At 50.0% G+C, this 14065-nt stretch carries 9 protein-coding genes; 5 read left to right on the top strand and 4 right to left on the bottom strand.

All coding sequences use genetic code 11. The features are described from left to right. The first annotated feature begins 297 nt into the window (after positions 1-297). The 3 genes from ACFSUF_RS21310 to ACFSUF_RS21300 all read left to right on the top strand — a co-directional run bounded on the left by ACFSUF_RS21310 (position 298) and on the right by ACFSUF_RS21300 (position 3909). Positions 298-1704, top strand: coding sequence for an amino acid permease (locus ACFSUF_RS21310; protein WP_377606380.1), 1407 nt, complete (start codon positions 298-300; stop codon positions 1702-1704). Positions 1705-2132: 428 nt separating this feature from the next. Beyond that, on the top strand, positions 2133-2369 hold the full coding sequence (locus tag ACFSUF_RS21305; RefSeq protein WP_377606379.1) for a hypothetical protein: 237 nt from the start codon (positions 2133-2135) through the stop codon (positions 2367-2369). Positions 2370-2631: 262 nt separating this feature from the next. Continuing rightward, positions 2632-3909: a nucleotide disphospho-sugar-binding domain-containing protein gene (locus ACFSUF_RS21300; RefSeq protein WP_377606378.1), complete on the top strand. Its 1278-nt coding sequence runs from the start codon at positions 2632-2634 to the stop codon at positions 3907-3909. 185 nt (positions 3910-4094) lie between these two features. Here the strand turns inward: ACFSUF_RS21300 and ACFSUF_RS21295 are convergent, their stop codons facing one another. From ACFSUF_RS21295 to ACFSUF_RS21280, 4 genes are all read right to left on the bottom strand, one after another. After that, the gene (locus ACFSUF_RS21295; RefSeq protein WP_377606376.1) at positions 4095-6587 is read right to left on the bottom strand and encodes a carbohydrate-binding protein; all 2493 of its coding nucleotides are present in this window, start codon (positions 6585-6587) and stop codon (positions 4095-4097) included. A 70-nt stretch (positions 6588-6657) separates the two neighbouring features. Further along, positions 6658-8319 carry an ABC transporter substrate-binding protein gene (locus ACFSUF_RS21290; protein WP_377606374.1) on the bottom strand — a complete coding sequence of 554 codons (1662 nt, stop codon included), beginning with the start codon at positions 8317-8319 and terminating at the stop codon, positions 6658-6660. A gap of 113 nt (positions 8320-8432) precedes the next feature. Then, complete coding sequence (locus tag ACFSUF_RS21285) at positions 8433-9323, bottom strand: carbohydrate ABC transporter permease (RefSeq protein WP_377606372.1); 891 nt, start codon at positions 9321-9323, stop codon at positions 8433-8435. 28 nt (positions 9324-9351) lie between these two features. Then, entirely contained in the window at positions 9352-10329 is a 978-nt protein-coding gene (locus ACFSUF_RS21280; protein WP_377606735.1) for an ABC transporter permease, read from the bottom strand. A gap of 213 nt (positions 10330-10542) precedes the next feature. On the opposite strand from ACFSUF_RS21280, the gene ACFSUF_RS21275 reads away from it, so the two are divergent. Together ACFSUF_RS21275 and ACFSUF_RS21270 are read left to right on the top strand one after the other, a co-directional pair. Further along, entirely contained in the window at positions 10543-12081 is a 1539-nt protein-coding gene (locus ACFSUF_RS21275; RefSeq protein WP_377606370.1) for a response regulator, read from the top strand. A gap of 28 nt (positions 12082-12109) precedes the next feature. Beyond that, the gene (locus ACFSUF_RS21270) at positions 12110-13870 is read left to right on the top strand and encodes a cache domain-containing sensor histidine kinase (RefSeq protein ID WP_377606367.1); all 1761 of its coding nucleotides are present in this window, start codon (positions 12110-12112) and stop codon (positions 13868-13870) included. Positions 13871-14065: the final 195 nt, after the last annotated feature.

The raw sequence follows: 14065 nt of genomic DNA, 5'->3' as shown, positions 1-14065 counted from the left end.
TTTGTTGCAAATGTTCCAGTGATTTTGTAGTGCGCCGGCACGATCCGCGTCTCAAGTATAATTCGGGACCAACCCTGCAAAGAGTTTTTATTATCAGGTCAGCCAGAGTTTTCTGGTTGGCCTTTTCTCATATGGCGCTTTCTGGTGGGTATTGGCCAATGGCCTCTGATGGTTTATTTAGTATAAATGGGTGGGTGGCCCCATGCCCAAAACATTCCAATTTATATTTACCGTTCTGTATAGTAAAGTAGAGAACATATTCGTAATTTTCAGAAAAAAAAAGAGGTGGAATACATCATGAGTTTACTTCGCAAAAAGTCAATTTCCTCTTTGCTGGCAGAACAGTCAAGTAAAAGCAGTGGGCTTAAAAAAGTTCTTGGAGCTTTTGACTTGACTATGCTTGGGGTTGGCGCAATTATCGGCACAGGAATCTTTGTACTAACAGGAGTAGCAGCGGCAGAACATGCCGGGCCGGCTCTCGTTATTTCATTTATTTTAGCCGGCCTAGCGTGCGTATTTACAGCCCTATGCTATGCGGAATTCGCTTCTAGCGTTCCTGTGTCAGGCAGTGCATACACTTACAGTTATGCCGCATTTGGTGAAATTATCGCCTGGATGATTGGTTGGGTTCTTATTCTGGAATATGGACTAGCTAGTTCTGCAGTCGCAAGCGGCTGGTCAGGTTACCTGCAAGGTTTGTTGCAAGGGTTCGGAATAGAAATCCCTGTGATGCTTTCTAGCGCGTTTAACGCGGAAAAAGGAACCTTTGTTGATTTGCCGGCCATGGTAATTATTTTCCTCATTACGATTGTATTAACTCGCGGAGTGAAAGAATCTTCGCGTCTAAATGCAATCATGGTCATCATTAAAGTTGCCGTTATCCTTCTTTTCATATTCGTAGGCGTTTGGTATGTGAAGCCGGACAATTGGACGCCGTTCATGCCCTTTGGGTTTCAGGGTGTAGCTGCAGGAGCGGCAACCATTTTCTTCGCTTACATTGGCTTTGATGCAGTCTCTACCGCAGCGGAGGAAGTCCGAAATCCGCAACGCAACATGCCAATCGGCATTATCGCTTCCCTATCAATCTGTACGGCACTATATATTATTGTTTCGCTTATTCTTACCGGCATTGTGCCTTATGACCAATTGAATGTGAAAAATCCTGTAGCATTTGCGTTAAATTTTATCGGTCAAGACTGGATTGCAGGATTTATCTCGCTTGGAGCGATCACCGGTATCACGACAGTTCTTCTTGTTTTACTCTTTGGACAAACGCGTCTTTTCTATGCCATGAGCCGTGACGGATTATTGCCTAAAGCATTTTCAGTCGTTAGTCCCAAACGTCAAGTACCGGTTTACGGAAGCTGGGTAACGGCGGCTATTGGGGGTCTATTCGCAGGATTCGTGCCGCTCGACAAGCTTGCGAATTTGACAAGTATCGGTACATTGTCTGCGTTTGTAGTTGTGTCTTTGGGTGTCCTTATATTAAGACGGACAAATCCTGAATTAAAGCGCGGATTTAAAGTGCCCTTGGTACCTTTGATTCCGATCCTAGCGGTCCTCTCCTGCGGTTACCTGATGCTTCAGCTGCCGGCAACAACCTGGATAAGCTTCGCAATATGGCTGACTATCGGTGTAGTCCTCTACTTCATATTCGGGTACTGGAACAGCGGGCTCAGCAAGAAAAAAATAAGGGATAAATAACCCTTCACCGGACTTATAAGCCCAGAAGCGTAGCGCTTCTGGGCTTTCAATTTTATACTCTTTTATAACTTTGGAAGTCTGAGGGGATAATCTTGCGTCCATAATTCCCATAATATGTTCTAGCTGCATTACTCGTAGGTGATCATCTGGGTCTTCCACAGTGTTATTTGAGTTCTTAACATCCCCAACTATAACGTCAATGTGTAAGCTCTTCGCCTTTTCGAATGCATAGCGATCATTGCTTTGAAAAAAACTGAATACCTTGTCATCCAAGTCATCCCCATGTTCATTTCGTGCAGTTGGCCAGAACCAAGGAATTCGATGAAGACGCTGTATTTGAGATATCCTTAAGAGCTTGGCCGTAACGGCGCTGGAACAAACCCGGAGCAGTTGTTCGCTGCTGTTTTGTTGCATGTTTTGAAGGGGCAATGGGTACTGTAATGAGATTAAAAGGGATCAAATCAGAAGGAGTTACGATTGTTTCCAACTATGCTCTTGGTAAAGATGCAACCGAAGGTTACGTTCTAGCTCTAAATTTAGACATCACAATTAAAGGCGTTGAAAGAAACGTTGTTGAAGAAATTGTAGCAGAAGCACATAATGTTTGCCCGTATGCAAAAGCTACCCGCGGCAACATCGAAGTCATCTCGAACGTTATTGGCTAAATTAGTTAGATGAAAAGCATACTTCATGAACTGCCGCGATAATCGCGGCTTTTTTTTGTGTAAAATTTTTGTCTATCTTTTCAATTTCAATTTATTTATCAATAAATACAATATTTGTTCGTTGTAAAACAAGTATATATTCATTATTATAGATACTTGTAATCGGCGATCATTTATGTCGTTATTAGTGTAATCAAAATCCTCCATCATGAGAACACTTCAAAAAAACTTGCCTATAACGGTAAGAGAAAGAGGCTTACTTATGACCAAAGTCATCATTCCGGCTTTTAATTTACACGGACATGTCGCGCCCATGCTATATATAGCAAAGGAACTAATCAGCCGCGGCCATGAGGTTACTGTCATTACCGGTTCGTTCTTCAAGGAGGCCGTCGAGAAGACTGGTGCCGGATTCGTGCCGTTGTTAGACTCCGGCGACTTTGATCCTGAAGACTACAATGATCCTGAGCGGCTGGCACTGCAAGGTCTGGACCGGGCTAATTACGACATGGAACGGTTCTTAATCGGCACTATGGCAGGGAAATATAAGACGCTCCAAAAGGTACTGGCAGCCTATGGAGAAGACCAGCCGGTTGTACTTACGGAAACAGGCTTTGCTATGTTCGGGGCTGGACCCGATCTGCTTGGTGCCCCTGGCTTGCGAGCAAAAGGATATGTAGTCATAGGCACCACATCGCTTACACACTCGAGTATGGATACCGCGCCATTCGGTATGGGACTTGATCCAGACAGCTCGGAAGAAGGGCGCGCGCGCAATATGGCACAGAATGAATTTATGAAGAATACCGAACAACAAAAGCTGTATGAGAAGGTGTTGACCGATTTAGGCGTTACCGCGGAAATTCCTTATATGTTCGATATCCCTGCTTACGCGGACAGCTTTCTTCAACTCTCCGTGGAAGAGATCAACTATAAGCGTTCGGATCTGCCAAAGTCCGTCAGGTTCATCGGCGCACTTCCGACTCCGCCATCCGTTGATGTCCAACTTCCGGCGTGGTGGCCAGATGTCTTGGCTGCGGAACATGTTGTTGTCGTGACCCAGGGGACAGCCTCGAACGGTGACTTCGGAGATCTGATTGAACCGACACTTGAAGCATTAGCTGATCTGCCGGTATTGGTGATCGCGGCAACCGGCAGCAAGAGTGAGATCAAGAACGTCCCTGCCAACGCCCGTGTAGTAGAGTTCGTACCTTTCGTCGATCTTCTCCCGCATACCAGCGTACTCGTGACGAACGGCGGATTCGGCGGAACGCAGCAGGCTCTAAGCTTCGGAGTGCCGATGGTGCTGGCCGGCGAAACGGAAGACAAGCTCGAGACTAACGTTCGTACGGCTCATACAGGCGCGGCGATCAACCTCAAAACGCAGAAGCCTACGCCGGAGGCCGTTCGTGAGGCTGTGAAAAACGTCCTTTCGAATCCAAGCTACTTAAAGAATGCACATAGGCTTCAGGCAGAATTCTCCGCACTCGATCCTTACACTGCAATTGAGGATACCATTGTGAGATTAGCCGCCAAGTAATGACTCTGGTCAGATTCCTGTAGCGTTACGCATCAAAATAAAGAACAGCCATGTCCTGTGGATATGGCTGTTCTTTGCTTATCGGATGACAAGAATAAAAAAACGAAGAAAGAGCTGCCCACAAAAAACAAAGCCCCCCAACCGAAAAGCCAAGGTTGGGGGGCTTACGCTACATTATTCTACCGTCAATTCAACTTAAACAACTTAGACTGCTTTGCGCCAAGTGTCACGCTGAGGCTGCCGCTCGCTGTCGAGGTGCCGCCGGTCCAGAGATCCGTTACCGTGTAGGACGTGCTGCCGTTCAGGCCGGCTCTTCCCAAATTGACGGAAACGGTGGTCCCGGATGTCGTGCTGTAATTGAACACAGCCAGGTAATACACGCCCGCGCCGTCATTGAGCACAAAGGCGTTGGCCGCTCCCGAACCCGTATTGCCCTCGATAGCGCGGAATGCTTTTCCCTTGCGCGCCACACCGTTGACCTGGTTGTTCGTCAGCAGTTGAGAGGCTCTTGCCTGAGAAGCCGTATCCCGCAGATCATCTCCGTTTAAAAAGACAGTGCCGGCAATGGCCCCCGAGTTCACTCTGCTGCGGGCCTCCTCGATATCGCTGCTTAATTTCATGTGATCCGGATCGGTGAATTTGTAGATCGTCCCATTTTGCCACCAGCCGTAGGTCAAGTTGTTCAGCATGTATTCGGTAGATTCGTTCACGCCGCTGATAGTGCCGTACACGTCGCAGGAAATCCGCCGGGCATGCGCATATTGGCTCGGGAACAAGGGGGCAATGGATAAGGAAATGAACATGGTGCCGTTGATCCGGGTTTTGATGTACTGCATACCCTGGTTGTAGGCTTGGGTTCCCGTCTTGACGGCGCTGTCATAATGCTGCCCCTCCAAGGCCCCGTGAATCATGAAGTCCAGCTTGATAAAATCGTACCCTTTGGCCTTGAATTTATCGATAAAATAATTGATCCGGTCCTTCGTTCCGGGATGGGTCGGATCCACCGGGTAACCGCCGTTCCGCTGGCTTTGGTTCGTCCCGTCATATTTGCGGAGGATGATGTCGCCGTATTTATAGGTAGATCCCTCCACCTGCCGGTTCATGTCCGTCCCCCAGTACACGAACGGGGTCCAGTAGATGCCGGCTTTTTGCCCGTTTGCATGGACCGTTGCCGCAAAATCCGTAAGCTGCTGATCCGTCATGTTATCCCAATAGGAGTCCAGGTTAATGTATGCGGTGTTATTGCTGTTGAAATTGTTATTTTGCAAGTTGTTCTTAATCCAGTTGGAATGGGCAACCGCAATATCGTAATTCAGGCCGGTCTGAATGGAGCCCCAGCTGTTCCAGCCGAACGGAACGCCGCCGGTCCAGCTCATGCTGCCATTTTCGATCGCGTTCACAGCCCCGTAAGCCTCCATGCCGTCACGCCAGTCGCTGTAGTATCCGATCATAATTTTCGGCGACCATACCGATGTGCCCGAAAGGCTGCCGTGGGACTGGTTATCCCTTGTGTTTCCGTCCGCCGCCCCGCCGTAAACCTGCAGCTCCGTCACATTGTTGCCCGTACCGAAGTACCAGATGCCCGTTTTCCAGGTACTGTGTGTTATGGAACCGAAAATCAGTCCGTTTCGGCTGTCATTATCGTACGTCGCAAAAACCTCGTACCCGTTCCCGGAAGCGTTCACTGAATTGGCATTATATCTCGACCATTCATCGTTATCGTACGGTACGAGCAAGGCTCTCTTGTTGGAGCTTCCGTTAATAGAGGTAGCACCGCTGTCGATTTTGATCGGAGCCATGTAATTGGTGCTTAGCGAGGTTCCGTTCGTTACATTAAGATCGACGAAGAAATACGGCTTTCCGTCATAGATATAAAAATTTTGCCTGATGGAAGGCTTCCCTGCCGCGCTGTTTACAAAAGTAACTCTCGTCCCGTTCCCGTAACCGTCCGTAAAAGTGGCCACATCCGCCGTGGAGAACGTATGCGATGTATAATCCTTGGATTTGTACGTAGTGCCGGTGGCAAACTCGCTGTACATATTTCCGGCTTTACGGACCCCGTTCCAGCTGAAATCGGACAGCCCTGTTGTTTTGTTGTAAACAATGGTAAGGCCTCCGTTGACCATGGTCGTAGTTCCTGAATTATCGGTCACCGTCGTCTGCTGATAGTTGTAAACGGTCCCCGCCGGGTCCACCGATATTTTGTCTACATCAGGTCCCCAGCCGGTGTTGTTGAAGAATTTGATCGTATTTGTGCTTCCCGCGTTCAAGGTAACTGATGTCTGCATAGTACCCGGCGTACCCCAGCCCCCTGTCGAAGCAAAAGTAAGAGTGGTGGCCGCCCCGCCGTTTACACTCATCTGGAGAGACCGGGTATTGTCCCCGGCGGTGTACGAAATGACCAGCGTATTCGTACCTGCTGAAGCTGCGCTAATCCCGTTAAACTGCAGTGTGCCGCTGTTGTTGCCTAAGTTGCCCACTTTCGATCCCCCTGAGCAGGCAGCACAGGCGGAAACCGAGGCGGCTCCCCCCAACGTGTTGCCCGAGGCCTCCGCTTCATAGGCCGTTGCGGCGTAAGCCTTGGAGCCGCCCGTTAAGGCGCCCCCGCTTAGCAGCACGGAAGCCCATAGTACGGCAGCCGTTGCAGCGGAAGCCCATTGTTTCCATTTCATCATCATTCATTCCTCCTTTAAATCTGTTTTGTTATATGGAAAGGGAGGCTTTGCAGCCTCCCGTATCCAACTCAACTTACTTCCACAACTCCAATCGTTTTTGGTAGTTTTCGTTGATGATTTTTTCAATTTTTTCGTCGCCGGCACCCTTCAAGTCCGCCAGCATTTTGTCATAAGCCGCCTGGGCCGCATCCGCGTTAGCAGAAATAATAATTTTCGGGATTTGCTGCTTCAAAATATCCTGTACTTTTTGATAGATCAACGCATCCGGCGTTCCGCCCTCAGGGTTCAAGTTGTCATATGGGGATGTATCCCAAACAGAATCCAGCAGGTTTTTCGTAGCTATCTGAGCATCCTTCGCTCTGTCGTATTTAGCTGGCATATCGTAAGGCGTGCCGTCAGCTCCGTTGCCGTTCTTGATAAACCAGGTCCATTTGCGAATTCCTGTTTTCTTGGCTGTCGCACTCCAATCATCTTTAAACTGCTGCACGAGTTCAGGCTTAGGCACGTGCTTGCCGTCCTTCATATCCCAATGTACGCCCTCGATTCCCCATAGCAGCAGGTACTGCCCTTCTTCGCTGGCCAGAAAATTAATCAGCTTCATGGTGCGCTCCGGATCTTTGTTCGTTTTGGAGATCGCAATCGCATCCCATCCCAGCGTGCTGCGCGGGCCGAACGTAGTGGCCGCCGGATCGGTTCCCGGAGCAACTACCTTGTAAGCATACAGTTGTTTCTCCGCGCCGCCGCCCGCTTTCTTGAGGGCCGTGTTCGGGCCGCCGAGATCCCAATAAGCGCCCGGGCTAGCAAAAACGAAACCGTTCGAGATCTTCTGTTCCCATGTCTGCTGCTTGCTGATGGCCCAATCCTTATCAATGAGACCCTCCGTGTATAATTTGTTGAGATACATGAGCATTTCCTTATACCTCGGGTCCTTCACGTCCAGCTTCAACTGGCCGTTGTCCTCGAAATAGCTTTTCATGCCCCACATGCCCTTGAATGTTCCGAGCAGCGCACCCATATTTTCCGCATTCAGCGTCAGTGGGATGGAATTTTTCCCGTCGATCGTCGGATATTTCTCTTTGAACTTTTTCAGCAGCGCTTCAAATTCATCCGTTGTAAACGGCTGGCCGCCGTCCGCTTTCTCCGGAGCCAGCTCGCGAAGCAGGTCCTGCCTCATGTTCATGCCGAACACCGGATCCCGGTCCAGCCCGTACCAATTGGACAGATAATAATTTTTGCCGTCGGAATGCCGGGTCTTCTTCAAAATATCGCCGTACATTTCCTTTATATCCGGACCGAATTTGTCGATCAGATCGTTAAGCGGAATAATGGCTCCCGCTGCAACATATTTGTTCACAATGTCGCCGCCCCGGTCCATCAGGAGAATATCCGGCAGATCGTTGCTCGCCAGCATCAGGTTCAGCTTCTCTTTCGGATCGCCGGTAGGCTGCTGAATTTCCAGAGTAACTCCGGTACGCTTCGTAATTTCCTTTGCCACATCGTTATTGAAGGCATCGCCGGTATTCTTGTCGAAAAACGTTAGCTTGATCGGCGCCTCAGCCTTCTCTCCGCTGTCCTCTTCGGCCGCTCCATTTCCTTCCGGCTTCGCCGTATTCTCCTCTGTTGCTGCCGTGTTGGAAGGTTCATTACCTTTGTTATTGCCTGCGCATCCCGCCAGCATCGAAAGAATCAGAATCATGGCCAGCAGAATAGCCGTCGTTTGTCTCCGTTTACGCATCGAACTTCCCCCTAATTCGCATATTGGATAATCGGTAATATGATTTATCGCAGAAAGCTCCTTTACAACCGTTCGCCGTGTCCGCCACGTCACCTCCTTTCCAAATGACCGATTTAACTTTTTACAGCGCCCAATGTCATGCCTTTTACAAAATACCGCTGCAGAAACGGATACACCATAATAATCGGCAGTGTGGCTACAACTGTGGCTGCCATTCGGATGGAGTCCGAGGAGACGGCCATTTTCTTGGCGGAATCCGCCAGCTTCTGTGCGTCGCTAACCATGCTGCCGGTCTGGTATTGGTTGAGGATTTTCACGAGCACGGCCTGCAGCGTTTTCAGGCTCGGTTTGTAGGTAAACACATAGGAGTCGAACCAGGCGTTCCAATGGCCGATGGCCGTAAACAATCCGATCGTTGCGAGAACCGGCATGCACAGCGGCAAGATGACTTTGTAGAAAATCTGGATATCATTGGCCCCGTCAATCTTGGCGGATTCGTCAAGTTCCCCCGGAAGCTGCTGGATGAAGGTCCGGACCAAAATCATATGGAATACGTTCATCAGTCCGGGAATGATAAACACCCAGAAGGAGTCGATCAGATTGACACTTTTGAGGATCATGTAGTAAGGAATCAGCCCGCCGCTGAAATACATCGTGAAGATGAAGATCAAAGTGAGCGCTTTTCCGCCGACCAGTTCTCTTTTGCTTAGGGGGTAAGCCAACAGGCAGATGACCAGTACCGTAAGCGGTGTTCCGACCACAGTCCGGGCTATCGTTACCTTAGAGGCATTCAGTATTTCCGAATCGGATAGAATCTGGCGGAAGCTGGAGAAATCAATTTCCCTCGGCCAAAAATAAATGCCGCCCCTCATCGTATCCGAAGCGTTATTGATGGACAGCACGAGAATATTCCAAAAGGGATACAGCGTAATAAAGAAGACGAAGGCCAAAATCACATAGACCGCTGCCAGAAACACCTTCTCGCCTGCCGTTCTGCTGTTCATAGAAACCCTCCTTTCCTGCTAAATTTGGCTAGAATAATGCATGGTCATTTAGTTTTCGTGCAATGGAATTCACGGTCAGTACCAAGGCGAAAGAGACGACTGATTTAAACAATCCTACTGCGGCGCCATAAGAGAACATGGAGTTTTGCAGGCCGTACCGGTAGGTGTAGGTGTCGATAACGTCCGAGTACTGCATGATTGTGTCATTTTGCAATAAATACTGCTGGTCGAACCCTGCATTGAGTATCCCGCCGACGGATAGAATCGCCATGATCACGATGGTAGGCTTTAGCGCCGGAAGCGTAACGTGGTACATTAACCGGATCCGGCTAGCCCCGTCTACCCGGGCCGCTTCGTACAACTCCGGATTGATGGAGGCTATGGCGGCCAGGTACAAAATCGCCCCGAACCCCATTTCCTTCCACGTGTTCGACAAGGCGATAATCCACCAGAAGTACGGGCCGACCTGTAGGAAGCGAACCGGTTCACTGACCAGTCCTGACAGCATCAGGAGCTTGTTGATCAGCCCGTCGGAACTCAGCATCGTGATGATAATGTTTGCGGCAATAACCCAGGAAATAAAGTGCGGCAGGTATGACACGGTCTGAAACACTTTCTTCACTTTGTTACCGCTGATTTCGTTGATGAGCAAGGCAAGGAGTATCGGAGCCGGAAATCCGAACAGAATGGTCAATAAGCTTTGGGCAAGCGTGTTCCTCAAGACGATATAAAAGTCCCCATTGTCCAGAAAGTAACGAAACCACTCCAGACCGACAAACTTGCTGTGAAAAAATTGGGAGAAGAACGAGGCTCCTCCCGGCGAGTAATTGATAAACGCCATATACAGCCCGAACATCGGGCCATAGGAGAAGATCACCACCCATATCAAGGCGGGGAGAATCATAAGGTACAGGTATTTCTGCTGGAGCATGCGCCGGCCGACACCTCTGCTGCGCTTCGTGATCATTCTCTGTCCCGGTGCCGGTGCTGCTGTCTGCGATTTCATCATTGTGATGTTCACCCCGCTTTCCGCGTTTCGTTGTAACCGTTTTCGGTTCTTGTTCCACATTATAAGGCTGGACTTGGAAGCGTATCCATACCACAATGTAAAGAAACATATCCCGATTTAACAATGTTGATTTCGGCTCGTTGTGTTCTCTCAGCCCTTCTTCTACAATGAGAGTAACGCATTTATAACTGAAGTAAGGCGGTGATCTCCATGTACCGGATCCTGATAGCCGACGATGAGAAACTTGTCCTCGAGACCCTCCGGGATAATGTAGACTGGAAGTCTATGGACATTGAAATCGGCGCATTGGCCAAGAACGGAAAAGAAGCGCTGCAGCTGGCGGAGCAGCATCCCCCGGACCTGATACTTACCGACGTGAAGATGCCTATTATGGACGGCCTGGACTTCGCAGCGGAAGCTAGGCGGCTGTATCCTAAGGTGAAGATTATTTTCTTAAGCGGGTATGACGAATTTGTATATATTAAGAAAGCGCTGGCCCTTCAGGCCGCGGATTATTTGCTGAAGCCGATTGACTTCGAGGAAGTGCATAGAGTGCTTCAGGCCGCTGTCCGTTCGTGTGATATCGATCTGCATGCCCGACAGGATACGGAACTGCGGAAGGGGAAGCTGTGGAAGGAACTGCTTACAGGGAAGGACCTGGAGGTACACAGCCGGATCGTACAGGAGCTGCAGCAGCTCGGATTGCCGGGGTCTCCGGAGCGGATGAGAGCAGCCTCCCTTCTGCTGCACCAGCCGGAACGGCATCATCAGGCAGCTGTTGCCCTTGAAGGATGGCCAATTATGAAAGCGTACTCAATTCAGACAGTGGAGCTGAAAGAAGGCGAGTTCGCCCTGATTGCCTTTGGGGAGAGGGCTGCGTTCGAGGAGCATGACTTCTTGGCGGAACTGAACGCCATGCTGGAACAAAAGGTTCAAACGATGGCTGCCATAGGAACGGGTTTGAAAACATGCCGCATGGCGGATCTGCCTTCGCAGTACGGGTTGTCCCGCCAATTCGCGGAACACCGCTTCTATGCCGGGGCTGACGCGCTGATTACGCCAAGGGACATTCATCTGCCCGCTTCTGCGGATGCGTCCGTCTCGCTGGAAGGCATTACAACACGGTTAAGCGAAGCTGTCCGCCAAGGGAATGCGGCGTTATCCAGTGAACTGTTATCCGATCATTTCAACGTGCTCAAAGAGCTGGTTATGGAGAAGCACTGGGTATGTTCCCATGCGTACCAGTTGATTCTTGGCGTGTATGGGGATCTGTTCTCCTCCGACGCAGAGATGCCTGTCCTCTTGGGGAGCCGTACCACCTTATGGGGACTCATCTCCGCCTGTACAACCGCGGATGAGCTCCGGCAGCTGCTAGAAGAACGGCTGGACCGGATGATTCGCCGCTGCAGCAGCCAGGAACAAGACCGCTATGCCCAGGTCGTGGAGCAGGTGAAACGCATCGTGGAGAGCAGTTTGCATGCCCCGCTCACCCTCCATGATCTGTCGCAGCAGGTTTACTTGTCGCCGAACTATTTGCGCTCCATCTTTAAAGAACGGACCGGCATGACGCTGCATGACTACATCACGGATACGAAGCTGCGTAAAGCCACAGAGCTGCTGAAGGACAAATCTCTGAAAATCCACGAAATCTCCAACAGGATCGGTTACGAGAATGTCTCGTATTTCTGCTCGATTTTTCAAAAATATAAAGGCACCACTCCTAACGAATACCGCAAAAAGCTGCTGTAACCCAACTCTATGCAAAGTAGGTTTCGCTATGGGAACGTTCTCTACCGTACTCCGGGCGGGCAGGCGCGTGGCACTGAATATGAGGCTGCGCTCGAAGCTGTTTGTCGTCTACCTGCTCCTGTCAATCATCCCTTTATTCGTCTTCGTCTTGTATTCCTATGCAACGATTCGAAGCGAGCTAACGGAACAGACCTATTCAGCGATGTCTAACACCGTCAGCCAGATTGCAGACAATCTTCAAGATAAAATGGACAATTGGTCCAAAATCACCGCCTCGCTGTACTTGGATGTCAATCTTCAGGATTATCTCACACGGGATTATTCCAACAGCACCAACTATTTGGAGGCTTATGAATACATCAACAGAGTGTTCGGCAATATCCGTACGACCAATCCGGACATACACAGCATCCAGGTCTACATACCGAACGATAAATTTCCTGCCGACGGTTTTTATATCCGGCCCATCGACGGCAGCGTCCGTCAAACCGGCTGGTTTAAGCAAGTAAGCCAGACTTACGGCAAAGCCGTATACGGTACCACGATCATGGATCAAGACCAGAATCGTGTGTTCACATTAGCCCGACTGTTAAATATTAATAGCCTTAATTACCCTTACGGCATTCTCGTCTTTGAGATGAAAGAGGATGAGATCTATTCGCTTATGTCCAAGGAATCCAGCAACAAAGAGATCATGGTAACTGATGCGGACGGGGTCATCGTATCGGCCAGCGACAAGTCCCTGGTGTCCAAGCGCGTGGATGACCTGCTGCCCACCAAGCTGCCTCAGCAGGCGTCCGGCACGTTCGATACAGTTTATAACGGTGAGCGCTCCCTGGCAGTGTACCGAACACTCACAAACGGCTGGCATACTCTCTCCATTGCCCCTTACAGCAGCTTTTTGGCCAAGGCTGACTCGGCTACCCGGAACATCCTCTGGATGGCCCTGTCCATTACGTTGTCTGCCGTGATTCTATTGTATTTCACGTCCGGCCTGCTGACCAAACGGTTTGAGAAGCTTCTGAACGGAATCCGGAAAGTGGGCAGGGAAGATTTTGACATCCGTCTGGGAGACATGGGCAACGATGAAATTGGACAGGTTTCGGGGGCGTTCATGAAAATGTCGGGGAAAATCGATACTTTAATTAACGAGGTTTACAAAAAAGAAATCGCCAAAAAAGAAACCGAACTTCACATGCTGCAATCCCAGATCAACCCTCATTTTCTGTACAACACACTAGGCTCGATCTCGGCGCTGGCTCTAAAGCAAGGAGACAATCAAGTGTATGCGATGGTACAGCATTTGGCCAAGTTTTACCGCATCTCGTTGAACAAAGGCAAGCATAGGATCTCGATCGGGGAGGAGCTGGAACTTACCCGGAATTATATCTCCATCCAGCAGACCCGGTTCAAAGATCTTCTGCATGTTACCTACGATGTAGATGAAACGCTGCGCGAATGTTCCACAATTAAACTCATCCTGCAGCCGTTTGTGGAAAACAGCATCCATCACGGCATTTGGAACGATGAGCGCGGCATAGGCATCGTCATCCGGGTCCATGCGGCAGGCATGGACCGTGTGGTCATCGACATCATCGATGACGGTATGGGCATGACGAAGGAGCGCCAGGAGATGGCCCTGAGGAAGACGGAATCAGGTTCCGGCTTTGGCGTCCGGAACGTGGATGAGCGGATTCGCCTGGCTTTTGGGGAGGAGTACGGTGTGCAGTGCTACAGCCGCGTAGGCATCGGAACCCAAGTTCGGATTACGCTGCCGCGGGTGTATTAGATCTTCGAGTTGTAGCTTGGCGGCATGTGGTTGGTCATCGTCAGCTGACAGCGAACCCCGCGCTCCGGGAGCTTAATGCGGTGAGTGTTCCCGGATACTACACTCTCTCCCACGTCGGTTAGGGTAACATCTTTCGCTAAAGTGTAGCCCCATTTCACTAATATGGTTAGTACGGAGAGTAATCAGATATGGTCG

The organism is Paenibacillus gansuensis, assembly GCF_042684925.1.
Lineage (GTDB): Bacteria > Bacillota > Bacilli > Paenibacillales > DY6 > Paenibacillus_N > Paenibacillus_N gansuensis.
The sequence above is the reverse complement of the archived record's forward strand: the minus strand, read 5'-3'. Positions and strand labels throughout refer to the sequence as shown.